We start from the raw sequence: 20,834 nt of genomic DNA, 5'->3' as shown, positions 1-20,834 counted from the left end.
GGAGGGGTCAGGCCGGCTCGTCCAGGCTGTAGCCAAGGCCCCGGATGGTGGTGATGACGTCCGCGCCAAGCTTCTTGCGGATGCGCGTCACGAACACTTCGATGGTATTGGAATCGCGGTCGAAATCCTGATCGTAAATATGCTCGATCAGTTCCGTGCGGCTCACCACCTTGCCCTTGTGGTGGAGCAGGTAGGACAGGAGCTTATATTCCTGCGCGGTGAGTTTCACCGGCTCGCCCTTCAGCGTGACCTTGCCCGATCGCGTATCGAGCCGCACGTCGCCCGCCGTCAGTTCGCTCGACGCATTGCCCGAAGCGCGGCGGATGAGCGCGCGCAGGCGGGCGATCAGTTCCTCGCTCTGGAACGGCTTGGCGAGATAGTCGTCCGCGCCCGCATCGAGGCCCGCCACCTTGTCCGACCAGCTGTCGCGCGCGGTGAGCACCAGCACCGGAAAGCCGCGGCCTTCCTTGCGCCAGCGGTCCAGCACCGTCAGCCCGTCGATGGTCGGCAGGCCCAGGTCCAGCACCACCGCATCGTAATTTTCCGTCGAGCCGAGGAAATGCCCGTCCTCGCCATCGTCGGCCAGATCGACGGCATAGCCCGCGCCCTCCAGCGTGTTGCGGAGCTGCTGCCCCAGGCTGGGTTCATCCTCGACGATCAGCAGACGCATATGGCCCCGTTCTTGTTTCGATGTTTCCGTGATGGACGCCTTAGCGCGCCCAGCCCGTTATATCGCCTGTGCGGCCGTCCGCATCAACCCATACCACCTTGCCGTTCTTCACATATTTCAGGCGATAGCGATTGGAGGAGGGATTGAACTCGCTCCCCAGATAGGTCGCGTCGCCCACGGCGGCGTCCACACGGCGCTTTATCATGGAAAAGGGCATGACCTGCCCGTCCAGCATGGCCCGCCGCGCCGCATCCTGCTCGTCGCGCCGGTTGCCCGCGTCGGCCGCCGGCGTCATGGCCATGAGGACGCTCAACGCGCCCAGCGTGGCGATCAGGCTTTTCCTGTTCATCATCATGGATCATGGCATAGGGCATCGCCATTGAACAACCTGTGAATGATCGCGGGATTTTAGAGGTTCGCGCGGCAGGCAAGACGGCTGCTTTGCAAGGCAGGTTGGCGGTGGCTGCTTTTCGCCGAAAACAGCCACCAACAGGAACGAGCCGGAGGCTGCCTCACGCCACCGCCGGCGCATCCCCATGGGCTTCCCCCATTCGCCGGATCGCCGCCACCTTGTCATGAAGCGGCCGCCAGTCGTCATCCCGGTCGATGGCGCTCCAGATCGTCTCCACTTCCCCGATCGGCATGGAACAGGGCGCGTCATCTCTCCAATAGCCATGATCCCGCGCCCCATTCGCCGCCGTAAACCCGCTCGCCACCTCCCGAAACGGCGCCCAGCTTTCCTCCGCATAACGCTCCGCCGCCCGTGCCGCGCCGCCCCGCCAGTCATGGAAGAAGCGGTCGATCTCCGTCCCCGTCTCCACCATCCCGCGCACCGCTGTCTGCACCAGAGCGGCTGCATCCCCGCCGCCGGCAACCCCCAGCCGCCAGCAGAACCGCCGCGTCAAAGCCTCCTCGAACAGCGCCGGAAACCGCTCCATCTGCTCCACCAGCGGCTCCGCCTCCACCAATGGCCTCAACGACACCGCCAGTTGCGCGGCGTTCCAATGGATCGCCTCGGCCTGCCGCCCGAAGGCATAAAGCCCGCTCTCGTCGAAATAGGCGGCGGTAAAGCCATTGTCCCATCGCGGCGTGAACCGCCACGGCCCATAATCGAAGCTCTCCCCGGTCACGTTGATATTGTCGCTGTTCAGCACCCCATGCACGAACCCCGCGACCATGTAGCTGGCCGCCAGATCGGCCACCTGCTCGATCACGCGGGCCATGAGCTGCACGGGCGGACTGTCCCCCGGCTCCTCCCCATAAAGCCGCGTCAGCGCATAGTCGGTCAGCTTCTCCAGCAGGGCCTTGTCATCGAAGAAGGCCGCCCGCTGGAACGTCCCGATGCGGATATGCGAATGGCTGAGCCGCACCAGCACCGCCGAGCGGGTAGGGGAGGGCTCGTCATTGCGCTGCAACGCTTCCCCCGTCTCGATCAGCGAGAAGGTCCTGGACGTGTTGACGCCCAGCGCGTCCAGCATCTCCGTCGCCAATATCTCCCGCACCCCGCCTTTCAGCGTCAGCCGCCCGTCGCCGAAGCGGCTATAGGGCGTCTGCCCCGATCCCTTGGTCCCCAGGTCGAGCAGCCGTCCCGCCCCGTCCCGCAGTTGCGCGAACAGGAAGCCGCGCCCATCCCCGATCTGCGGGTTGTACATGCGGAACTGATGGCCGTGATAGCGTAAAGCCAATGGCTTGGGCAGCGTTTCTGGCAAGGGATGGAAGCGCCCGAAATGGCCGATCCACTCATCCTCGCTCAACGATCCCAGCCCCACCGCGTCCGCCCAGCGGTCATTGCGGAATCGCAGGACGGTCTGCGGGAAATCGGCGGCTTCCACCGGATCGCCGATGTCCGGCATCAGCGCGGAGATTTCATCGGCGGGGCGGTATTTGGCGGCTTGCAGGGGCGTGGTCATAAGGCGATATGGGGGGAGACATGCGGAGGGATCAAGGTTGAGCGGCCATAGCGACGGATTTTGGTGGTCACCCGATGGCCTCCGGCTCCATTATCGGGACTATGCGGGCGGCGATGACGGTCGTCCGCCCTTGCTCTGCCTGCCCGGCCTCACGCGCAACGCCCGCGATTTCGAGCCTTTGGCGGAGCGGCTCGCGGGCGAATGGCGGCTGATCTGCCCCGACATGCGCGGGCGGGCGGAAAGCGCCTATGCCAAAGACCCGATGACCTATGTCCCGCTCACCTATTTGCAGGACATAGGGCGGCTGCTCGCGGACCTCGCCATCACCCGTTTCGTCGCCATCGGCACGTCGCTGGGCGGCATCATCGCCATGCTGATCGCGGCGACGCATCGCGAATGGCTGGCCGGGGCGCTGCTCAACGATGTGGGGCCGACGCTGGAGGAAGCGGGACTGGCGCGTATCCGCACCTATGTCGGCATCGGCCAGTCGCACCCCAGCTGGGTGCATGCCGCCCGCGCGCTGGAGGAATCCAACCGCGACGTCTATCCCGCCTATGATCTCGAACGATGGATCGCCGTGGCCAAGCGGCTCTACCGCCTCAATTCCGCGGGCCGCGTGGTGCTGGACTATGACATGCGGGTGGCCGAACCGCTGCGCCTGACCGGCGGGGAGGAAGCCGCCGTCGACATGTGGCCGGTCATGGCCGCCTTTCGCGGCATCCCGACGACGATCCTGCGGGGCGAGCGTTCCGACCTGCTGGGCGACGCCACCGCCCGCCGCATGGTCGCGGACATAGGCGAGAGCGCCGACCTCACGGTCGTGCCGAATGTCGGCCACGCCCCCGCGCTGGATGAGCCCGAATCGGTGGCGGCGGTCGACCGCCTGCTCGCCCGCGTCCTCCATGGCTGACGGATCGTCGCGGCCGCCCCGGCTGCTCCACGTCCACGGCAGCTTCTCGCTGGGCGGCAAGGAAGCCCGCGCCGTCCGCCTGATGAACCTCTGGGGCGGCCGCGCCCATCACAGCATCGTCAGCGCCGCTCCCGACGCCATGGACGCCCGCGAAGCCATCGACCCCGCGATCCGCGTGGACTTCCCCACGCCCCCGCCGCTCGCCGGCAAGCCCGACCCCCGCCGCTTCCGCCAGATCGCGCGCTTCCTGCAAGGTTTCGATTTGATACTGACCTACAATTGGGGCGCGATGGACGCGGCAATATCCCATCGCCTCGCCACCTCGTTCATGGTTTTGCCTCCCCTCATCCATCATGAGGACGGCTTCAACGCCGACGAAGCCCATGGCCTCAAGCCCCGGCGCAACCTCTACCGCCGCTTCGCCCTCCAGCGCGCCGAGGCCCTCGTCGTCCCCTCCATCCGCCTCGAAACCATTGCCCGCCAGGTCTGGCGGCAACCGGCACAGAAGGTGCACCTGATCCGGAACGGCATCGACGTCGCCCGCTATGCCGCCCCGCCGTCGCCCGGCGCCATCCCCGTGCTCCGCCGCTCTCCGGGCAAGCTGCTGGTCGGCACGTTGGCGGGCCTGCGCCCGGTCAAGAACATTCCCCGCCTCGTCCGCGCCGTTGCGGCCCATCGCGACCGCCTGCAACTGGTCGTCGTCGGCGAAGGCCCCGAACGGGACGCGATCCTCGCCGAAGCCGCCGCCCATGGCCTCGACGACATCTGCCTCGCCGGATTCATGAGCGACCCATGGCGCTTCGTCGGCCTGTTCGACATCTTCGCCCTGTCATCGGACAGCGAGCAATTCCCGATTTCCCTGGTGGAGGCGATGGCCGCAGGCGTTCCTGTCGCCGCGATGGATGTGGGCGACGTGGCGAACATGGTCGCTCCCGAAAACCGCCCTTTCATCGTGCGGGACGAAGGGCAGCTTGGGGCATCCTTGGGCGCGCTCGCGGACGATGCCGGATTGCGCGCGCGACTGGGGATCGCGAACCGGGAACGCGCCGCCCACGACTTCGACGAGGCGCGGATGGTGGATGCCTATGCCACGCTCTATGGGAAGGCACTGGCCCAACCGGGCATTTTGCGCTAGGGGCCGCGCGAAAATTCGTTATCCGGCCCATAATCTGCTATGGGTCGGCATTTAGGCGGCCGGGGGAGCCGTTGGTTTTTGTGCGGGAGATGTCTTTGTTCAAGGGTTTGAAACCCATCGTCTATGGCGGCCGCGAAGTCTGGCCGCTGGTCGAAGGCGGAAAGGGTGTGGCCGTTTCCAATCACGCCAGTTCGGGCGCATGGGCGGCGGCGGGCGGAATTGGGACTGTATCGGCGGTGAATGCCGACAGCTACGATTCCATGGGCAATGTCATCCCGCAAATCTATCATGGCCGCACGCGCCGCGACCGGCATGAGGAACTGATCGCCTATGCCATTGATGGCGCGGTCGAGCAGGTGAAGCGCGCCTTCGAGATCGCGGGCGGCAAGGGCGCGATCAACATCAACGTCCTTTGGGAAATGGGCGGCGCGCAGCGGGTTCTGCACGGCGTGCTCGAAAAGACCAGGGGCATGGTGGCGGGCGTCACCTGCGGCGCGGGCATGCCATACAAGCTGAGCGAGATCGCGGCGTCCTATGGTGTCAACTATCTGCCGATCGTCAGTTCCGGCCGCGCCTTCCGCGCTCTGTGGAAGCGCGCCTATTCCAAGGCGTCGGAATGGCTGGCGGCGGTGGTCTATGAAGATCCGTGGCTGGCGGGCGGCCATAACGGCCTGTCCAACGCGGAGGACCCGCGCGAACCGCAGGACCCTTATCCCCGCGTGAAGGCGCTGCGGGACACCATGCGCGAAGGCGGCATTTCCGACGATGTGCCGATCGTGATGGCGGGCGGTGTCTGGTATCTGCGCGACTGGAACGACTGGATCGACAATCCGGAACTGGGCGCCATCGCGTTCCAGTTCGGCACCCGGCCGCTCCTGACGCAGGAAAGCCCCATTCCGCAGCCGTGGAAGGAAAGGCTGATGCAATTGGAGCCCGGCGATGTGCTGTTGCACCGTTTCTCGCCCACCGGCTTTTACAGCTCCGCCATCCGCAATCCTTTCCTCCGCCAGCTGGAAGCGCGGTCCGAGCGGCAGATTCCGTTCAGTACCGAACAGGCGGGCGACCATACGCACCAGCTCGATGCGGGCGTGAAGGGCAAGAATTTCTGGGTGACGCGCGGCGACCTGCTGCGCGCGCGCGAATGGGTGGGACAGGGCTTCACCTCCGCGCTCAAGACGCCTGACAACACGCTGGTCTTCGTGGATGAAGAGGACAAGGCCGAGATCCGCAAGGATCAGACGGATTGCATGGGCTGCCTCAGCCAGTGCGCCTTCTCAAGCTGGATGGACAGCGAGACCAATTCCACCGGGCGCCTGGCCGATCCCCGCAGCTTCTGCATCCAGAAGTCGTTGCAGCAGGCGGTCCATGGCGGCTCGCTGGACGACAATCTGTTGTTCGCGGGGCATGGGGCCTATAATTTCAAGACGGACCCATTTTATTCCAACGGCTTCGTTCCGACGGTGAAGCAGTTGGTCGACCGTATCCTGACGGGCGATTGATGGCGGATATTCAGGGCCTTGCGGTGCTGCATTATGACACGCCGCATTTCGATGTGGTGCGTCCGGGGCAATTCGTCCTGTGCGCCGTTTCGGGCGCACGCATCGATCTGGAAGACCTGAAATATTGGAGCGCCGAATTTCAGGAAGCCTATCGTGGGCCGGAGGAAGCCACGCAATCCTTTCTCCGGCATCGGGGCCACTCCGGCTCATCCATGGATCTGAAATAGCGGCATGAGCCCCATGCGCTGGCGCAAGGAACGGCGCCATATCAGTTCAAGGAAGCCCTCCGCGCCTTGTCGATCCCTTCCTTCGCTTCGCCTTGTCTTTACTGTTCCTTCATCCGCGAAACTGCTGTATCCTGATTCCAAGGCGCCAACAGGAGCGCCAGCGGGATAGGGTGTCGAAATGTCGCGAATGGACGTGTTTGGCGATCGAGTGTGCCTGGTGACCAGCCTGCTTATCATAGGCTGGTTCATATATGCGGCGATCTTCTGATCCGGGCCGCCACCGGAAGAGCGGGCGTATGAACTCACCCCGCCCGGTTCCGTCCGGCCGGCGTTGATTGTCGGGACTGATCGTTTATCGGAATATGACGGTCTTGCCGCCGTTCAGCAATACGCGGCGATCGGCGATCCACCGGACCGCCCTGGCCAGAACCTGCGTCTCTATGTCGCGCCCGATGCGAACCATGTCTTCCGCTGTGGCCCGATGGTCGATGCGTTCGACCGCCTGTTCGATGATCGGCCCTTCATCCAGATCGGCCGTCACGAAATGGGCGGTCGCGCCGATCAGCTTGACGCCTCGTTCATGCGCGCGGTGATAGGGGCGGGCGCCCTTGAAGCCCGGAAGGAAGCTGTGGTGGATGTTGACGCAGCGTCCCACCAGCTTGTCGACCAGTTCCTCCGACAACACCTGCATGTAGCGCGCCAGGATCAGATAGTCGGAACGGGTCCGCTCGAAAATGTCGAGCAGGGCGGCTTCCTGAGCGGCTTTGTCGCCATTGGACGGGAGTTCATGATAGGGGATGCCGTGCCATTCCGTGATACGGCGCATGTCGGGATGGTTGGACACGACGCCCATGATTTCGACCGCCAATGTGCCTGTCTGCCAGCGATGCAGCAGGTCGGCGAGGCAATGCGATCCTTTGGACACGGCGATCAGGATGCGCGGGCGCTCATGAATGTCGGTCAGCCGCCAATCCATGGCGAAGCGGTCGCCGATCGGCGCGAACTCCGCACGTAGCCCCTCCGTGCCGTTGTCCATGCGGTGATCCGTCGCTTCGAAGGCGACGCGCATGAAGAAGCGACCCGATTCCCGGTCGGCATATTGCTGGCTGTCGGTGATGAAGCCGCCGCGTTCCGCCAGGAACTGGCTGACCGCTGCGACGATCCCGACGCGATCCACGCAAACGAGGGTCAACACCCATGACGGGGCAACAGGACTGGTCAACACATGCCTCCAGATAATGGTCGGGGCCGCGTTGCCCTAAGCCCGGTCGCCGATCAACCCGTAAGAATGGCCGCCTCGGCCTAATTTCTCTTGGGGATGCAGTCCGCACCCGCCGATTTGATCTGCGCGCAGAGCCGGGTCGCATCCGCCGAGCTGTCGAGCGGGCCGGCCTGAAGGCGCGTGATGCCGCCCGCTTGGACATAATAAGGCTGGTAGGAAGACAGGCCGCGAACCTTGCCGGCAAGTTGCGTCCACATGGCCCGGGCGCGCGCATCCGCGCTGAAGGCGCCAAGCTGGACCCGCCATGGACCCGAAGCGGACCGTGCGGGAGGTGTCGCGGCAACCGGAGCCGGTTTTGGCGGCGTCGGCGTCTTGACCTTGGGTGGCTCGGCGCGCGCCGGTGGGGCGGAAGGGGCGACTTCGGTGGTACGGATCGGGGCGGGGGCTGGTCGCAATGCGGGTCCGGCGCTCTCGTTTCGCGCGGGAGCGGAGGCGAGCAGCGAGCCTTTCTCGCGTTCCATCCGGGCCGCCAGGGCTTTCCCCTGTTCGCGCTGCTCATCCGAGATATATTTGTTCATCTGTTGCAGGCTGCTATTCGCCTGCGTCAGCCCGGACGCCGATGCCCGCGTCATGAGGGCGTAGGCACGGACCCAGTCCTTGCCCACGAGGTCGCCGTTGAACAGGGCGGTCCCATAGATATATTGCGCGCGCGAATCTCCTCGCGCCGCGGCACGTTCCAGATAAGGCATGGCGGCGGAACGGTCCCCCTGCTGGAACAGGCAGAGGCCCAGATTGTCCTCGGCGCGCAAATGGCCCTGCGCGGCTGCCTTGCGATACCATTGGATCGCGGCGTTGAGATCGGTCGAAACACCGCGACCCAGCTTATAGGCCTGTCCCATATTGAACTGCGCATCCGCGTCGCCCGCTTCGGCGAGGGGACGCCATTCCGCCAAAGCCTTCGCATAATCGCCCTGCTGCCAGGCATCGACGCCCAGCTTGACGTCGGCGAGAAGGGGTTGGCTCAGGCTCAACGTCGCGATTGCGATAAGCGCGCCTCGAAAATTGTTCATGAAAGGGCTGCTCCCAAATCCACGGCATTCACGCCATTTTATCGCGGATATTGGTTAAAAGGCTGTTAGCGGCGCGAGCGGGCGCGCCACGCTTCTTCGCGGTGCGGAGCGCCCCGATGGGTTAACCAAATTTTAGGTGCTGCCATGGCAATCCTGCCCGGAACTGGATTTCCTTGGGGGGAAACGCGTGCGCATCTTGGCACTGGCATCGCAGAAGGGCGGATCGGGAAAGACGACGCTTTCCGGACATCTGGCCGTGCAGGCGCAACGGGCGGGCCAGGGTCCCGTCGTCCTCATCGATATCGATCCGCAGGGGTCGCTCGCCGACTGGTGGAACGAGCGCGAGGCGGAATTTCCTGCCTTCGCCCAGACCACCGTGGCGCGGCTGGCCGCGGACCTCGAAATCCTTCGACAGCAGGGCTTCAAACTGGCGGTCATCGATACGCCGCCCGCCATCACCATGGCGATCCAGAGCGTGATTTCAGTGGCAGAGCTGATCGTGGTTCCGACGCGGCCCAGTCCGCACGACCTGCGGGCGGTGGGGGCCACGGTCGACCTTTGCGACCGCGCGGGCAAGCCGCTGATCTTCGTCGTCAACGGCGCGACGCCAAAGGCGCGGATCACGTCGGAAGCGGCGATCGCGCTTTCCCAGCATGGCACTGTCGCGCCGGTCACGATCCATCATCGCACCGACTTTGCCGCATCGATGATCGACGGCCGCACGGTGATGGAGGTGGATGCGAAGAGCCGCTCCGCCGGCGAAGTCGTCCAGTTGTGGAGCTATATTTCGGATCGCCTCGAAAAGAATTTCCGGCGCACGGTCTTTTCCGTTCCGCATGGAAGCGTCGGGACCACGGGAAGCGCGCGGCCTGCCGGCGGCGGCTTTGGCCGTCGCGTCGTGGGGCATTGAGGGGAGGGCGCGTGATGGCTGAAGCAAAACCGATCGCCTCGCTGACCTCCGGCCTTCTCGCCCGCAAGGGCGCGGCCCAACCCGCGATGCGCAGGCCTGTGCTGGGACTTGGCGCCGCCGCGGCTGCGGCAGCGACGCAGGACGATCTGGGCTGGAACGACATGGGGGACCCGCCCATGGCTTCTTCGCCGCAACCTTCTCCGGTCGTCGGCCTCACGCCGATGATCCATGCCCTTCCCAGGGAAGTTCCAGTGCCGTCGGTCGTGGCCGAAAGGCGCGGCCTTGCAGAGCGGGTGGCCGAAACGCTTTCCGCGCCGAATCGCGGCGCGGGTTCCACGCGCAAGACGGCTTTCACCCTGCGTCTCGACGCCGAGCGGCATCTCCGGCTGCGGCTCGCCTGCGCGGTGGCGGGGCGGTCGGCGCAGCAGATCGTCACGGAAGCGGTCGACAATTATCTCAGCGACTTGCCGGAAATCGACCGGCTCGTGCAGCAGGTGCCGCCCATGCGCGGTCGCAAACAAGGGTAGGGTGATTATGAAGCGTTCTGCATTCGGCAAGGCAGCGGTGTCTTCCCTGATGGTGGCTGTCACCATGGTGGGGTGCACGGGGGCCGCCTTTCGTCCGTCCACTGCGGCGGTCAAGCAAAACAGCGACGCTGGCAGGCAGGCCCTGGCGGCGGAAAAGGCGATAGCGGATCGCGATGGCATTCGCGCCATCCGTGCCGCCGAGGAAGCGGTGCGCCTGAAGCCTGACAATGCGGATTACCGGCAATTGCTGGGTCTGGCCTATGTCGCGGGCGGGCGTTTCGTTTCGGCCGAAACGGCGCTTTCGGATGCGATGACGCTGGGCAACCGGGAAGCGCGGACCATCGTCAATCTGGTGCTCGTGCGCATCGCGTTGGGCAAGAATGACGCGGCGCAGGCGCTGCTGGTCGATCATGCGGACAAGGTTCCGGCATCCGACTACGGTCTCGCCATGGCGATGGCGGGCAATGCGCCGGAAGGCGTGCGTATCCTCTCCGAAGCCATTCACGATCCTTCGGTGACGGCCCGCACGCGGCAGAATCTGGCTTATGCCTATGCCCTGGCGGGCCGCTGGAAGGATGCGCGGCTGGTGGTCGGCATGGATCTCGACCCGGCTGCCGCCAACCAGCGGATCACGCAATGGGCTTCGGTCGCGGCTCCCGAACTCGCCCCCATGCGCGTGGCCTCCCTGATGGGGGTGAGCATGGCCGGGGATGATGCGGGGCAACCCGTGGCTCTGGCGCTCGCTCCGGTGGCGGCGCCCCTTGCCGGAGCGCCCGTCCAGATGGCTTCCATCGAGGAAGAAGCACCTGCTTATGCTTCGGCACCGGTGATCGAGACGGCCGATTCCGCCCCGGTCATAGCAGCCGACGCGACGCCCGTCCGCATCGCGGCCGATCCGACGCCTGTCAAACCGGTCCGTGTCGCGGCGCAGGCCCACGCTCCCATGAAGGTCACGCCGCCCAAGGCTGCCGTTCCCGTCATGCAGAAGGCCGCGTTCCTTCGGCCAGTCGACAATGGGGCGAGCAACTGGGTGGTGCAACTCGGCGCTTATGACAGCGCGGCCATCGCGCGCGAGAAATGGATCAACATGTCGCGTTCCAACGGAATGCTGGCGGCGTTCCCGGTGATGACGAGCCAGGTGACGGTCAATGGCGCCAGCTTCCACCGTCTGGCGGTCAAGGGCTTTGCGAGCCGTGCCGATGCCGTGGCGCTGTGCGGCTCGATCCGGGCGCGCAAGGGGCAATGCTTTGTGCGCGAGGGCACGCCCAACGCCGCTCCGCTGCAATGGGCGGCGGCCAAGGGACGGCAGTTCGCCTCTCGCTGATAAGACAAGACGGACAGAAAACAGTAAACCCCGGAAGAGCGATCTTCCGGGGTTTACTGTCGGGGATTGTCGGAGTGAGTGACCGGATCAGGCGCGGGCCATCAATCCTTCGACCAGGCCCTCGAACAGGCGGCGGCCGTCGGTCTTGCCATGGGCGGCTTCGATCACGCGTTCGGGGTGGGGCATCATGCCCAGTACATTGCCGCCTTCATTGAGGATGCCCGCGATATTGCGCGCGGAACCGTTGACGCCCTCCGCATAGCGCAGTGCCACGCGGCCCTCGCCTTCCAGACGGTCGAGCGTCTGGGCATCGGCGAAATAATTGCCGTCATGATGGGCGACAGGAAAAGTCACCGTCTCGCCCGCCTCATAGCGGCTGGTGAAGGCGCTCTGCGCATTCTCGACGGTCAGCGCCACGTCGCGGCAGACGAAATGCCCACCCGCATTGCGCAGCAGCGCGCCGGGAAGCAGGCCGCTTTCGGTCAGCACCTGGAAACCGTTGCAGACGCCCAGCACATAGGCGCCGCGATCCGCCGCCTTCGCCACCGCCTGCATGACGGGCGAGCGGGCAGCCATCGCGCCGGAACGCAGATAGTCGCCATAGGAAAAGCCGCCGGGCACGCCGATCAGGTCGATGTCGCCGGGCAGTTCCGTGTCGCGATGCCACACCATAGCCGGTTTCGCGCCCGTCACCGCCTCGAACGCCACGGCAAGGTCGCGGTCGCAATTGCTGCCGGGGAAGACGATGACGGCGCTTTTCATGGCTCAGGCCACCTTTTCGATGCGGTAGTTTTCGATCACCGTGTTCGCAAGCAGCTTGCGGCACATGGCGTCGATATCGTCATCGCTGGTGCCGTCCGCAAGGTCCAGTTCGATCAGCTTTCCGGCGCGCACATCGTTGACGCCGCCAAAGCCGAGGCCTTCGAGCGCATGATGGATCGCCTTGCCCTGCGGGTCGAGGACACCGCCCTTGAGGGTGACGAAGATGCGGGCTTTCATGAGGCGGAAACTCCGTGAATGGCTTTCGCGATCCCCCTAGGCGCGGGAAGCCGCACAGGCAAGAGGATATGCCGTTCCCGCCCCATGCGTTCGGGCGCAAGAGGGCTTTCATCCGGCTTGCCGACCTGCTTAGGCGATCCCATGGATTCTCCGTTGCTCTATTATGCCTGCGCGATCTTCGCGGTCGTCATTTCCGGACTGGCCAAGGGCGGGTTCGCCGGGATCGGATCGCTGGCGATGCCGGTCATGGCGCTGGCGATCGATCCGGTGCGGGCGGCCGCGATCCTCCTGCCGATCCTGATATTGCAGGACGCGGTGAGCGTCTGGGCATTCCGTCATAGCTGGGACAGATATGTCCTGGCGGTCATGCTGCCGGGCATGGCGGCGGGCGTGCTGCTGGGTTATCTGTTCGCGGCGAAAGTGCCGGAAACCGCCGTGCTTGGAGCGCTGGGCGCGATCTCCGTGCTGTTCGGGCTGCAAAGATTGTGGGTAGAGCGGGGCCGCGCCATCGTGCTGCCGTCCAATTCCCCGGCCTGGGTAGGGGTGCTGTTCGGCGTCGCCACCGGCTTCACCAGCCAGATCGCCCATGCGGGCGCGCCGCCTTTCCAGATGTGGGTGCTGCCCAGGAAGCTGCCCCGCGACATGCTGGTGGGGACGACCGCCATCGCCTTTGCCGTCATGAACTGGATGAAGGTGCCCGCCTATGCCGCCTTGGGCGAGTTCACGCGGGAAAACCTGCTGGCGACGGCGATGCTGGCGCCCGTGGCGATTGCCGCGACCTTCGCCGGGGTGGCGCTGGTGAAGCGGGTCGATCCCGCGCGCTTCTACACGCTGATCTATGTGCTGATGGTGCTACTGGGCATCAAGCTGATGGCGGACGCGATCCTCGCTTGAGGAAGGCGTCCGCCCGAACGCTCAGTCCTTGCCGCGCTTCTTGCGGTGTGTGTCGAGGTCGAGGACGGTCGTGTCCGCGCCTTCAGGCAGCAGGCCCAGGCGGCGGGCGACCTCCTGATAGGCTTCGACCTCGCCGCCCAGATCGCGGCGGAAACGGTCCTTGTCCAGCTTTTCGCCGGTCGCCATGTCCCATAGGCGGCAGCCGTCCGGGCTGATCTCGTCGGCCAGGATGACGCGGCTATATTCGCCGTCCCAAAGGCGGCCGAACTCCAGCTTGAAGTCGATCAGGCGGATGCCGATGGCGGCGAACAGGCCGCACATGAAATCGTTGATGCGGATCGCCATGTCGGCGATGTCGTGCATCTCTTCCTGCGTGGCCCAGCCGAAGCAGGCGATATGCTCCTCCGACACCAGCGGGTCGCCGAGCGCATCGTCCTTGTAGCAATATTCGATGAGCGTGCGGGGAAGCTGAGTCCCTTCCTCGATCCCCAGCTTCTTGCTGAGCGATCCGGCGGCGACGTTGCGGACGACGACCTCGATCGGCACGATCTCCACCTGCCGCACGAGTTGTTCGCGCATGTTGAGGCGGCGGATGAAGTGCGTGGGTACGCCGATCTGGCCGAGCAGGGTGAAGATGTGCTCGGAAATGCGGTTGTTGAGCACGCCCTTGCCGGTGATCGTGCCCTTTTTCTGCGCGTTGAAGGCGGTCGCGTCATCCTTGAAATATTGGATGATCGTGCCCGGCTCCGGCCCTTCGTAAAGGATCTTGGCTTTGCCTTCGTAAATCTGGCGGCGACGAGCCATGCGCGCTCCTGTCTTTCCTGAAAAAGAATCCGCCCCGGCAAACGCGAATCGTGGGGATCAGCGGGTGCCGGGGCTGCTTGGGCCGCCCATAGACCAAAGCGCGCAGGGGCGCAATCGGCGCGCCCTACAGCACGTCGCCGAACATGAACCAGAGTAGCGCGATCCATGCGGCAAGACCGATGATGCCGAGCAGGACGCCCGAACGCGCGCGCAGAGCGGAGAGGAGGCCGGTGGGTTCGTCGTCCATCGGACAGGCCTTAACCGACGGTTTCCTTCCCGGAAAGCCCGGTCTTGCCCTGCGCGTTCATCAGGCGGCTGGTGAAGGCTTCGCGCCACCAGCTTATGTCCTGCTTTTCCACGCTGTCCATCATCGCCCGCCAGCGTTGCTTGCGCTTGTCGAGCGGCATGTCGAGCGCACGGTTGATGGCGTCCGACATCTCCTCCGGGCTGTAGGGATTGATGAGCAACGCCTCCTTGAGCTGCGTCGCCGCCCCGGCGAAGCGGGAGAGGATGAGGACGCCGGGATCGTCGGGATTCTGCGCCGCCACATATTCCTTGGCGACAAGGTTCATGCCGTCGCGCAGCGGCGTCACCAGCCCGATCCGCGCCGCGCGGTAGATGCCCGCGAGCTGGTCGCGTGGATAACCCTGATTGACGTAGCGGATCGGGGTCCAGTCGACATCGCTATATTCCCCGTTGATCCGCCCCGCCAGCGCGTCGAGCGTGGCGCGGATCTGCTGGTAGCTCTCCACCTCCCCGCGGGAGGGCGGGGCGATCTGGGCCAGCACGACCTGGCGGTGATATTCGGGATGGTCCTTGAGGAAGCGGGCATAGCCGTTGAACCGCTCCTCCAGCCCCTTGCTGTAGTCGAGCCGGTCGACCCCCACGATCAGCGCCCGGTCCTGAAGCGAGGCGCGGACCTGCCGGTGCATCTTCTGGGCGGCGTCGCTGTCGGCGGCTTTGGCGAAGGCTTGCGCATTGATGCCGATGGGGCAGGCGACCGCCTCGATCGTGCGGTCGCCCAATGTCACAGTGTCGCCCTTCACCGTGCCGCCCATTTCCTTTTCGACATAGTGCCGGAAGGATTCGAGCCATTCCTCGGTATGAAATCCCACCACGTCATAGGCGAACAGGCTGCTGACCAGCTTGCTATGATGGGGCAGGGAGACGAGCAGGCGCGTGGGCGGCCAGGGGATATGGAGGAAGAAGCCCATGCGGTTCTTCAATCCCCGGTCGCGGAACATCTGGCCGAGCGGGATCAGGTGATAGTCCTGCACCCAGATGACGTCCTCCGGCTCTATCAGGGGACTGGCGCAGTCCGCGAAACGCTGGTTGACGCGGTTGTAGCCGCCCTCGAAATCGCGCTCATATTCGGCAAGGTCGATGCGGAAGTGGAACAGCGGCCACAGCGTCCTGTTCGCATAGCCGTTATAATATTCGTCGACATCCTGTTCTTCCAGGTCGATGGTCGCGGTCTTGACGCCATCATATTCCGCAAAGCCGATCTGGCCGGTGAAATGATCCGTCACCTCGCCCGACCATCCGAACCAGATGCCCCGGCTTTCCCGCAGGGCCTGGGAGAGGGCGACGGCAAGGCCGCCCTGGTTGCCGGACTTGCCCGGCTTGCTGACCCGGTTGGATATGACGATCAGGCGGCTCATCGCATCATGCTCCATGGTTTGCTCAGCAGCACGGCGCAGTTGATGATGCCGACCAGTGAATATGTCTGGGGATAGTTGCCCCACAACTCCCCCGTCGCGGGATCGATGTCCTCGGAAAGAAGTCCGGCGGCGGTGCGGCGGGACAGCATCTCCTCGAACAGGTCACGGGCCTCCTCGGCGCGGCCGGTGCGGTGCAGCGCCTCGATCAGCCAGAAGGTGCAGACGTTGAAGGCTGTGACCGGCTCCCCGAAATCGTCGGGCGCGCTGTAGCGCAGCATATTGTTTCCCCGGCGCAGATCGGCCTCCAGCGCCGCGAGCGTGCCGGTGAATTGCGGATCGTCCGCTTTCAGGAAACGCAGGTCGAGCAACTGGAGCAGGGACGCGTCGCGCGCGTCATCCTCGAAATTGGCGGATATGGCCTTGCTCTCCGGCCGCCATGCCGCCTCGATGATGCGCTGCCTCATGGTGTCGGCGCGGCTGCGCCAATAGGCGGCGCGCAACGGCAGGTCGATGGCCTGCGCGGCATGGGCCAGCCGATCGCAGGCGGCCCAGCACATGACCGCGCTATAGCTGTGCACATGGCTGCGGGTACGCAGCTCCCAAAGGCCAGCGTCCGGCTTATCGTAGACCTGCCAGGCGCGCTCGCCCACGGCCTCCAGCGATTCGAAGTCCGACTGCCCCGCCATGCGGAGAAGCCGCTGGTCGATGAAGCCCTGGACCGATGACAGCACGATCTGGCCATAGGCGTCGTGCTGGATTTGCGAATAGGCGGCGTTGCCCACGCGCACCGGCCCCATGCCGCGATAGCCCGGCAGGTTCGTGGCCTCCCATTCCTCCAGAGTGGCCTTGCCGCGCACGTCGTAAAGCGGCTGGATATGCCCGCCGCGCGCATTGTCCACGATGTTGCGGAGATAGACGAGGTAGCTTTCCAACACATCGAGCGCCCCCAGCCGGTTCAGCGCCTCCACCGTATAATAGGCGTCCCTGATCCAGCAGTAGCGATAGTCCCAGTTGCGGCCGCTATCGGCATGTTCGGGGATGCTGGTGGTGAGCGCCGCGGCGATGGCGCCCGTTTCCTCATGCTGGCAGAGTTTCAGCGTGATGGCCGATCGAATGACCGCTTCCTGCCATTCGGGCGGGATGGCGAGGCTGCGGACCCAGACCTGCCATTCATGCACCGTATCGTCCAGCATCCGCTCCAGCGCGGGGCGCAAGGCGTCGGAAAAGCTCTCATCGGGCCCCATGAAGAAATGCATGTCATGTTCGAGGCGGAACCAGCTTTCCTGGCTGATGAGGCCGATGGGCGCGTTGGTCGAAACCCGCATCGCCATATAGGACAGCACGATCCGGATGTGGTTGGACCCGAAGCTGATCGGCACGGCTTCCGAATTCCAGCTGGTCGTCGGGCGCAGCCGCACGCGGATGCGCGGCGATCCCGCCACCGGGCGCACCACGCGGGCGAAGGCGACCGGGCGATACATCCGCCCCTGATGCGGATAGCGCGGGCAGAAATCATAGGTTTCGATGGCGTTGCCCTGCGCGTCGCTCTGCCGCGTCACCAATATGGGGGTGTTGCGGACATAGCGTTGTTCGACCTGTACGCATCCTTCCAATTCTATCGCCCAGAAGCCGCGCGCTTCCGGGCTGTCCCACGGCTTGTCGTCGAGCAGGGCGGAAAAAACCGGGTCGCCGTCCACGCGCGGGACGCAGGCCCACACCATGCGCCCGGCTCGGTCGATCAGGGCGGATGCCTGGCAGTTTCCAATGGGCCAGAGGTCGAGTGTCCGCTCATTGCCGCCCAGCGGATTGTTGCTAAGTCCGATTATCGGTCTGCCCCCTTTTCTCCGTGCACCATGAAAAAGGGGTAGCCGGTTCAGGCCGGCACCCCTTGCCGCAGATAATGCCTGACGGCCGCTACCTGTTCCAAGGAAAAGCCCGCCCGCGTTTCGCGAGGTGTCCCCACCAATATGCCGTTTCCGCCCAGGTCGGCGGCGGCGGCGAAGCCTTCTTCGTCCGTCACGTCGTCGCCGATGAAGAGGGGGGTGCCATCCTGCATCGGGCCGCGGGACATCAGGGCATGGACGGCGCTTCCCTTGTCCGCGCCGCCGGGGCGCAGTTCGAACAGCATCTTGCCGGGCTGGAGCTGGAGCGCGTGGCGGGCGGCGAGGTCGGCGGCGAGGTCGCCGGCCTCCTCGCCCCATTGCGGCGCGCCCCGGAAATGCAGGCCGACGCTGATCGACTTGCGCTCGACCAGCAGGCCGGGCTTGCCGTCCGCAAAGGCATGGAAGGCCGCTTCGGCTCGATCGATGGAGGCGGGACGTTCGGGCGCCTCGACCGGACAGCCGGGCCGCGCGAATTCCAGCCCATGCGTACCTGCCAGCAGGAAGGCCGAAAGGCCCAGGTCACGCAAGGTGGCGACCGACCGGCCGCTCACGATCGCAAGACGGCCATCGAGTTGATCGCGCAGCCGGATGAGCAGGTCGAGCAAATCCCGGTCGACCGTCACGCCGTCGGGCGTATCCGCGATGGGCGTCAGTGTCCCGTCGAAATCGAGGAAAAGCGATGCGCCGTTCAGCAGGGCCTGCGGGGGCGGCGGAAGCTGGGGAAAGGAAGGGGAATGGGCCACGGCCCGAAAATTGGCGCGGCGTCCGGATTTCGCAAGCCTCTTTTTGCTGCACTTGCACAATTTTCTTGTTGGCGCGGCATGGGAAAAAGCGTTCCCCATCGACTTGCGGCTTGCTATTCGGCTTCGCGATGACTGACTTTCGCGATCCGTTCGACGCCATCAAGGACCATCCTTTCGACGATGCGCTGTCGCAGCGCTATCTGGTTTATGCGCTCTCCACCATCACGGCGCGGTCGCTGCCGGACCTGCGCGACGGATTGAAGCCGGTGCACCGGCGACTGCTCTGGGCGATGCGGCTGCTGCGCATGGAACCTTCGGGCGCCTCGCCCGACGTGCTCGTCGCCAATCCGGCGCGCAATACCACCGCTTACAAGAAATGCGCGCGCGTCGTGGGCGACGTGATCGGCAAATACCACCCGCATGGCGATGCGTCCGTCTATGACGCCATGGTGCGTCTGGCGCAGGATTTCTCACTGCGGACGCCGCTCGTCGACGGGCAGGGGAATTTCGGCAATATCGACGGCGATAATGCGGCGGCGATGCGCTATACCGAGGCGCGGCTGACGCAGGCGGCGGCGGACCTGATGGCGGGCCTTGACGAAGGCACGGTCGAATTCCGCCCCACTTATAATGGCGAGGATGAGGAGCCGGAGGTCTTTCCCGGCCTCTTCCCCAACCTGCTGGCCAATGGCGCCAGCGGCATCGCGGTCGGCATGGCGACCAGCATCCCGCCGCATAATGTCGCGGAACTGATCGACGCGGCGACCTTGCTGATCGACAATCCCGAAGCGGACCATGCGGCGCTGATGGAGATCGTGAAGGGGCCGGACTTCCCGACCGGCGGCGTGCTGGTCGACAGCCCCTCCATCATATCGGAGGCTTATGCGACCGGGCGCGGGGCGTTCCGCACGCGGGCGCGCTGGCACAAGGAGGAAGGCGGGCGCGGCACATGGGTCGCGGTCGTGTCCCAAATCCCCTTCCAGGTGCAGAAATCCAAGCTGATCGAGCAGATCGCCGCGCTCATCAACGACAGGAAGCTGCCGATCCTGGCCGATGTGCGGGATGAGAGCGACGCGGAAATCCGCATCGTCATCGAACCGCGCGCGCGGACCGTCGATCCCGACGTGCTGATGGACAGCCTGTTCCGCCTCACCGACCTTGAAAACCGCTTCAGCCTCAACCTCAACGTGCTGGACGCCAGCCGGACGCCGCGCGTCATGGGCCTGCGCGAGGTGCTGGTCGAATGGCTGCGGCACCAGATCGACGTGCTGGTGAAGCGCGCGAAGCACCGGCTGGACAAGATCGCGGCCCGGCTCGAACTGCTGGACGGTTACATCATCGCCTACCTCAATCTCGACCGGGTGATCGAGATCATCCGCACCGAGGATGAACCCAAGGCGGTGATGATGGAGGAATTCCAGCTCACCGACCGGCAGGCCGAGGCGATCCTCAACATGCGGCTGCGCTCCCTGCGCAAGCTGGAGGAGATGGAGCTGCGCCGCGAGCATTCGGCATTGCTGAAGGAGCGGGACGAACTCACCAAGCTGGTCGAAAGCCCGGCGCGGCAACGGACGCGGCTCAAGAAGGACCTCGCGGACCTGCGCAAACGCTATTCGCCCGACAGCGACATCGGCCGCCGCCGCAGCCTGGTCGAGGAAGCGGCGCCCGCGCGCGAAATCCCGCTGGAGGCGATGATCGAGAAGGAGCCGATCACCGTGATCCTGTCCGAACGCGGCTGGATCAGGGCGATGAGCGGGCATCGCGACCTGGCCTCCGCCGACACGCTGAAGTTCAAGGAAGGCGATGGTCCGATGATCGCCTTCCACGCGCAGACGACCGACAAGCTGCTGCTGGCGACCGAGACGGGCCGGATCTATACGCTGGGCGCGGACAAGCTGCCGGGCGGGCGCGGTTTCGGCGATCCGGTGCGGATGATGGTGGACATGGACAATGAAGGCGGCATCGTCGCCCTGCTGCCCGCGCGGTCTGGCGGCGAATTGCTGCTGGCGGCGTCGGACGGGCGCGGCTTCGTCGCGGCCATGGGCGATGTGATCGCGGAAACGCGCAAGGGCAAGCAGGTGGTGAACGTCCGCGCCGGGGCGAAGCTGGCGGTCGTGCGCCCCATCGCGCCGGAAGCGGACAGCGTCGCGGTGGTGGGGGAAAACCGCAAGCTGCTGGTCTATTCGCTGACCGAAATGCCGCGCATGGCGCGTGGGCAGGGCGTCCAGATGCAACGGTATCGCGACGGCGGATTGTCCGACGCCATCGCCTTCCGCTTCGCCGATGGCCTGAGCTGGACGATGGGCGGGGAAACCGGCCGCACCCGCACGGAAGCGGACATGACGCCATGGCGCGTGGCCCGCGGAGCGGCGGGACGGATGCCGCCTACGGGCTTCCCGCGTGACAATCGGTTTTGATATGAAAAGCTAAGCATGTTTCCGGAAAA

Annotated in this window: 21 protein-coding genes; 9 read left to right on the top strand and 12 right to left on the bottom strand. The window is 65.2% G+C overall.

The annotated features are described in order from the left end of the window. Nucleotides 1-7 precede the first annotated feature (7 nt). From SCLO_RS04685 to SCLO_RS04675, 3 genes are all read right to left on the bottom strand, one after another. Nucleotides 8-670 (bottom strand): response regulator transcription factor, encoded by a 663-nt coding sequence (locus tag SCLO_RS04685; RefSeq protein WP_021243784.1) that lies wholly within the window; start codon nt 668-670, stop codon nt 8-10. A gap of 40 nt (nt 671-710) precedes the next feature. Continuing rightward, nucleotides 711-1,025, bottom strand: coding sequence for a hypothetical protein (locus tag SCLO_RS04680; RefSeq protein WP_066514135.1), 315 nt, complete (start codon nt 1,023-1,025; stop codon nt 711-713). 157 nt (nt 1,026-1,182) lie between these two features. Next, on the bottom strand, nt 1,183-2,580 hold the full coding sequence (locus SCLO_RS04675; RefSeq protein WP_066514133.1) for a protein adenylyltransferase SelO family protein: 1,398 nt from the start codon (nt 2,578-2,580) through the stop codon (nt 1,183-1,185). Nucleotides 2,581-2,617: 37 nt separating this feature from the next. Here SCLO_RS04675 and SCLO_RS04670 point away from each other — a divergent pair, with 37 nt between their 5' ends. The 4 genes from SCLO_RS04670 to SCLO_RS04655 all read left to right on the top strand — a co-directional run bounded on the left by SCLO_RS04670 (nt 2,618) and on the right by SCLO_RS04655 (nt 6,351). Next, on the top strand, nt 2,618-3,490 hold the full coding sequence (locus SCLO_RS04670) for an alpha/beta fold hydrolase (RefSeq protein ID WP_066514132.1): 873 nt from the start codon (nt 2,618-2,620) through the stop codon (nt 3,488-3,490). After that, nucleotides 3,483-4,625 carry a glycosyltransferase gene (locus SCLO_RS04665; protein ID WP_066514297.1) on the top strand — a complete coding sequence of 381 codons (1,143 nt, stop codon included), beginning with the start codon at nt 3,483-3,485 and terminating at the stop codon, nt 4,623-4,625. Before SCLO_RS04670 ends, SCLO_RS04665 begins: the two co-directional genes overlap by 8 nt. A gap of 95 nt (nt 4,626-4,720) precedes the next feature. Beyond that, complete coding sequence (locus tag SCLO_RS04660) at nt 4,721-6,124, top strand: NAD(P)H-dependent flavin oxidoreductase (RefSeq protein ID WP_066514296.1); 1,404 nt, start codon at nt 4,721-4,723, stop codon at nt 6,122-6,124. Continuing rightward, the gene (locus tag SCLO_RS04655) at nt 6,124-6,351 is read left to right on the top strand and encodes a DUF2093 domain-containing protein (RefSeq protein WP_066514131.1); all 228 of its coding nucleotides are present in this window, start codon (nt 6,124-6,126) and stop codon (nt 6,349-6,351) included. Before SCLO_RS04660 ends, SCLO_RS04655 begins: the two co-directional genes overlap by 1 nt. Nucleotides 6,352-6,703: 352 nt before the next feature. Here SCLO_RS04655 and purU read toward each other — a convergent pair whose 3' ends face one another. Both purU and SCLO_RS04645 read right to left on the bottom strand, forming a co-directional pair. Further along, nucleotides 6,704-7,546: a formyltetrahydrofolate deformylase gene (gene purU / locus SCLO_RS04650; protein WP_066514130.1), complete on the bottom strand. Its 843-nt coding sequence runs from the start codon at nt 7,544-7,546 to the stop codon at nt 6,704-6,706. 107 nt (nt 7,547-7,653) lie between these two features. Further along, entirely contained in the window at nt 7,654-8,643 is a 990-nt protein-coding gene (locus SCLO_RS04645; RefSeq protein WP_066514129.1) for an SPOR domain-containing protein, read from the bottom strand. A 187-nt stretch (nt 8,644-8,830) separates the two neighbouring features. Here SCLO_RS04645 and SCLO_RS04640 point away from each other — a divergent pair, with 187 nt between their 5' ends. The 3 genes from SCLO_RS04640 to SCLO_RS04630 are packed head-to-tail and all read left to right on the top strand — an operon-like array spanning nt 8,831 to nt 11,404. Continuing rightward, the gene (locus SCLO_RS04640) at nt 8,831-9,553 is read left to right on the top strand and encodes a ParA family protein (protein ID WP_066514295.1); all 723 of its coding nucleotides are present in this window, start codon (nt 8,831-8,833) and stop codon (nt 9,551-9,553) included. Between the two features lie 14 nt (nt 9,554-9,567). After that, the gene (locus tag SCLO_RS04635) at nt 9,568-10,080 is read left to right on the top strand and encodes a plasmid partition protein ParG (protein ID WP_066514127.1); all 513 of its coding nucleotides are present in this window, start codon (nt 9,568-9,570) and stop codon (nt 10,078-10,080) included. 7 nt (nt 10,081-10,087) lie between these two features. Then, nucleotides 10,088-11,404 carry an SPOR domain-containing protein gene (locus SCLO_RS04630; protein ID WP_066514121.1) on the top strand — a complete coding sequence of 439 codons (1,317 nt, stop codon included), beginning with the start codon at nt 10,088-10,090 and terminating at the stop codon, nt 11,402-11,404. 87 nt (nt 11,405-11,491) lie between these two features. On the opposite strand, the gene purQ is transcribed toward SCLO_RS04630, so the two are convergent. Together purQ and purS are read right to left on the bottom strand one after the other, a co-directional pair. Continuing rightward, the gene (gene purQ, locus SCLO_RS04625; protein WP_066514119.1) at nt 11,492-12,166 is read right to left on the bottom strand and encodes a phosphoribosylformylglycinamidine synthase subunit PurQ; all 675 of its coding nucleotides are present in this window, start codon (nt 12,164-12,166) and stop codon (nt 11,492-11,494) included. A 3-nt stretch (nt 12,167-12,169) separates the two neighbouring features. Then, nucleotides 12,170-12,403, bottom strand: a complete 234-nt coding sequence (gene purS, locus SCLO_RS04620; protein ID WP_009821548.1) for a phosphoribosylformylglycinamidine synthase subunit PurS — start codon at nt 12,401-12,403, stop codon at nt 12,170-12,172. A gap of 141 nt (nt 12,404-12,544) precedes the next feature. Between purS and SCLO_RS04615 the strand changes: the two genes are divergently transcribed. Continuing rightward, nucleotides 12,545-13,297: a sulfite exporter TauE/SafE family protein gene (locus SCLO_RS04615; RefSeq protein WP_066514116.1), complete on the top strand. Its 753-nt coding sequence runs from the start codon at nt 12,545-12,547 to the stop codon at nt 13,295-13,297. A gap of 21 nt (nt 13,298-13,318) precedes the next feature. Here the strand turns inward: SCLO_RS04615 and purC are convergent, their stop codons facing one another. The 5 genes from purC to otsB all read right to left on the bottom strand — a co-directional run bounded on the left by purC (nt 13,319) and on the right by otsB (nt 18,388). Then, complete coding sequence (gene purC, locus SCLO_RS04610) at nt 13,319-14,101, bottom strand: phosphoribosylaminoimidazolesuccinocarboxamide synthase (RefSeq protein ID WP_066514113.1); 783 nt, start codon at nt 14,099-14,101, stop codon at nt 13,319-13,321. A 124-nt stretch (nt 14,102-14,225) separates the two neighbouring features. Next, entirely contained in the window at nt 14,226-14,348 is a 123-nt protein-coding gene (locus SCLO_RS24170; RefSeq protein ID WP_255210209.1) for a hypothetical protein, read from the bottom strand. Between the two features lie 10 nt (nt 14,349-14,358). Continuing rightward, nucleotides 14,359-15,762, bottom strand: coding sequence for an alpha,alpha-trehalose-phosphate synthase (UDP-forming) (gene otsA / locus SCLO_RS04605; RefSeq protein WP_083948978.1), 1,404 nt, complete (start codon nt 15,760-15,762; stop codon nt 14,359-14,361). After that, complete coding sequence (locus tag SCLO_RS04600; RefSeq protein WP_066514108.1) at nt 15,759-17,483, bottom strand: glycoside hydrolase family 15 protein; 1,725 nt, start codon at nt 17,481-17,483, stop codon at nt 15,759-15,761. Before SCLO_RS04600 ends, otsA begins: the two co-directional genes overlap by 4 nt. Before the next feature lie 152 nt (nt 17,484-17,635). Then, entirely contained in the window at nt 17,636-18,388 is a 753-nt protein-coding gene (gene otsB, locus SCLO_RS04595; RefSeq protein ID WP_231923347.1) for a trehalose-phosphatase, read from the bottom strand. 128 nt (nt 18,389-18,516) lie between these two features. Between otsB and parC the strand changes: the two genes are divergently transcribed. Next, on the top strand, nt 18,517-20,805 hold the full coding sequence (gene parC / locus SCLO_RS04590; RefSeq protein WP_066514286.1) for a DNA topoisomerase IV subunit A: 2,289 nt from the start codon (nt 18,517-18,519) through the stop codon (nt 20,803-20,805). Nucleotides 20,806-20,834 lie beyond the last annotated feature (29 nt).

This window comes from Sphingobium cloacae (assembly GCF_002355855.1).
Taxonomy (GTDB): Bacteria; Pseudomonadota; Alphaproteobacteria; order Sphingomonadales; family Sphingomonadaceae; genus Sphingobium; species Sphingobium cloacae.
Note: the sequence above shows the minus strand (reverse complement) of the source record. Positions and strands in the feature narration are given on the sequence as shown.

Excerpts from the sequence above, each read along its gene's own strand:
- SCLO_RS04685 (WP_021243784.1), bottom strand. The coding sequence starts at position 670 with ATGCGTCTGCTGATCGTCGAGGATGAACCCAGCCTGGGGCAGCAGCTC.
- SCLO_RS04680 (WP_066514135.1), bottom strand. The coding sequence starts at position 1,025 with ATGATGATGAACAGGAAAAGCCTGATCGCCACGCTGGGCGCGTTGAGC.
- SCLO_RS04675 (WP_066514133.1), bottom strand. The coding sequence starts at position 2,580 with ATGACCACGCCCCTGCAAGCCGCCAAATACCGCCCCGCCGATGAAATC.
- SCLO_RS04665 (WP_066514297.1), top strand. The coding sequence starts at position 3,483 with ATGGCTGACGGATCGTCGCGGCCGCCCCGGCTGCTCCACGTCCACGGC.
- SCLO_RS04655 (WP_066514131.1), top strand. The coding sequence starts at position 6,124 with ATGGCGGATATTCAGGGCCTTGCGGTGCTGCATTATGACACGCCGCAT.
- SCLO_RS04645 (WP_066514129.1), bottom strand. The coding sequence starts at position 8,643 with ATGAACAATTTTCGAGGCGCGCTTATCGCAATCGCGACGTTGAGCCTG.
- SCLO_RS04635 (WP_066514127.1), top strand. The coding sequence starts at position 9,568 with ATGGCTGAAGCAAAACCGATCGCCTCGCTGACCTCCGGCCTTCTCGCC.
- SCLO_RS04630 (WP_066514121.1), top strand. The coding sequence starts at position 10,088 with ATGAAGCGTTCTGCATTCGGCAAGGCAGCGGTGTCTTCCCTGATGGTG.
- purQ (WP_066514119.1), bottom strand. The coding sequence starts at position 12,166 with ATGAAAAGCGCCGTCATCGTCTTCCCCGGCAGCAATTGCGACCGCGAC.
- purS (WP_009821548.1), bottom strand. The coding sequence starts at position 12,403 with ATGAAAGCCCGCATCTTCGTCACCCTCAAGGGCGGTGTCCTCGACCCG.
- SCLO_RS04615 (WP_066514116.1), top strand. The coding sequence starts at position 12,545 with ATGGATTCTCCGTTGCTCTATTATGCCTGCGCGATCTTCGCGGTCGTC.
- purC (WP_066514113.1), bottom strand. The coding sequence starts at position 14,101 with ATGGCTCGTCGCCGCCAGATTTACGAAGGCAAAGCCAAGATCCTTTAC.
- SCLO_RS24170 (WP_255210209.1), bottom strand. The coding sequence starts at position 14,348 with ATGGACGACGAACCCACCGGCCTCCTCTCCGCTCTGCGCGCGCGTTCG.
- otsA (WP_083948978.1), bottom strand. The coding sequence starts at position 15,762 with ATGAGCCGCCTGATCGTCATATCCAACCGGGTCAGCAAGCCGGGCAAG.
- SCLO_RS04600 (WP_066514108.1), bottom strand. The coding sequence starts at position 17,483 with ATGGTGTGGGCCTGCGTCCCGCGCGTGGACGGCGACCCGGTTTTTTCC.
- parC (WP_066514286.1), top strand. The coding sequence starts at position 18,517 with ATGACTGACTTTCGCGATCCGTTCGACGCCATCAAGGACCATCCTTTC.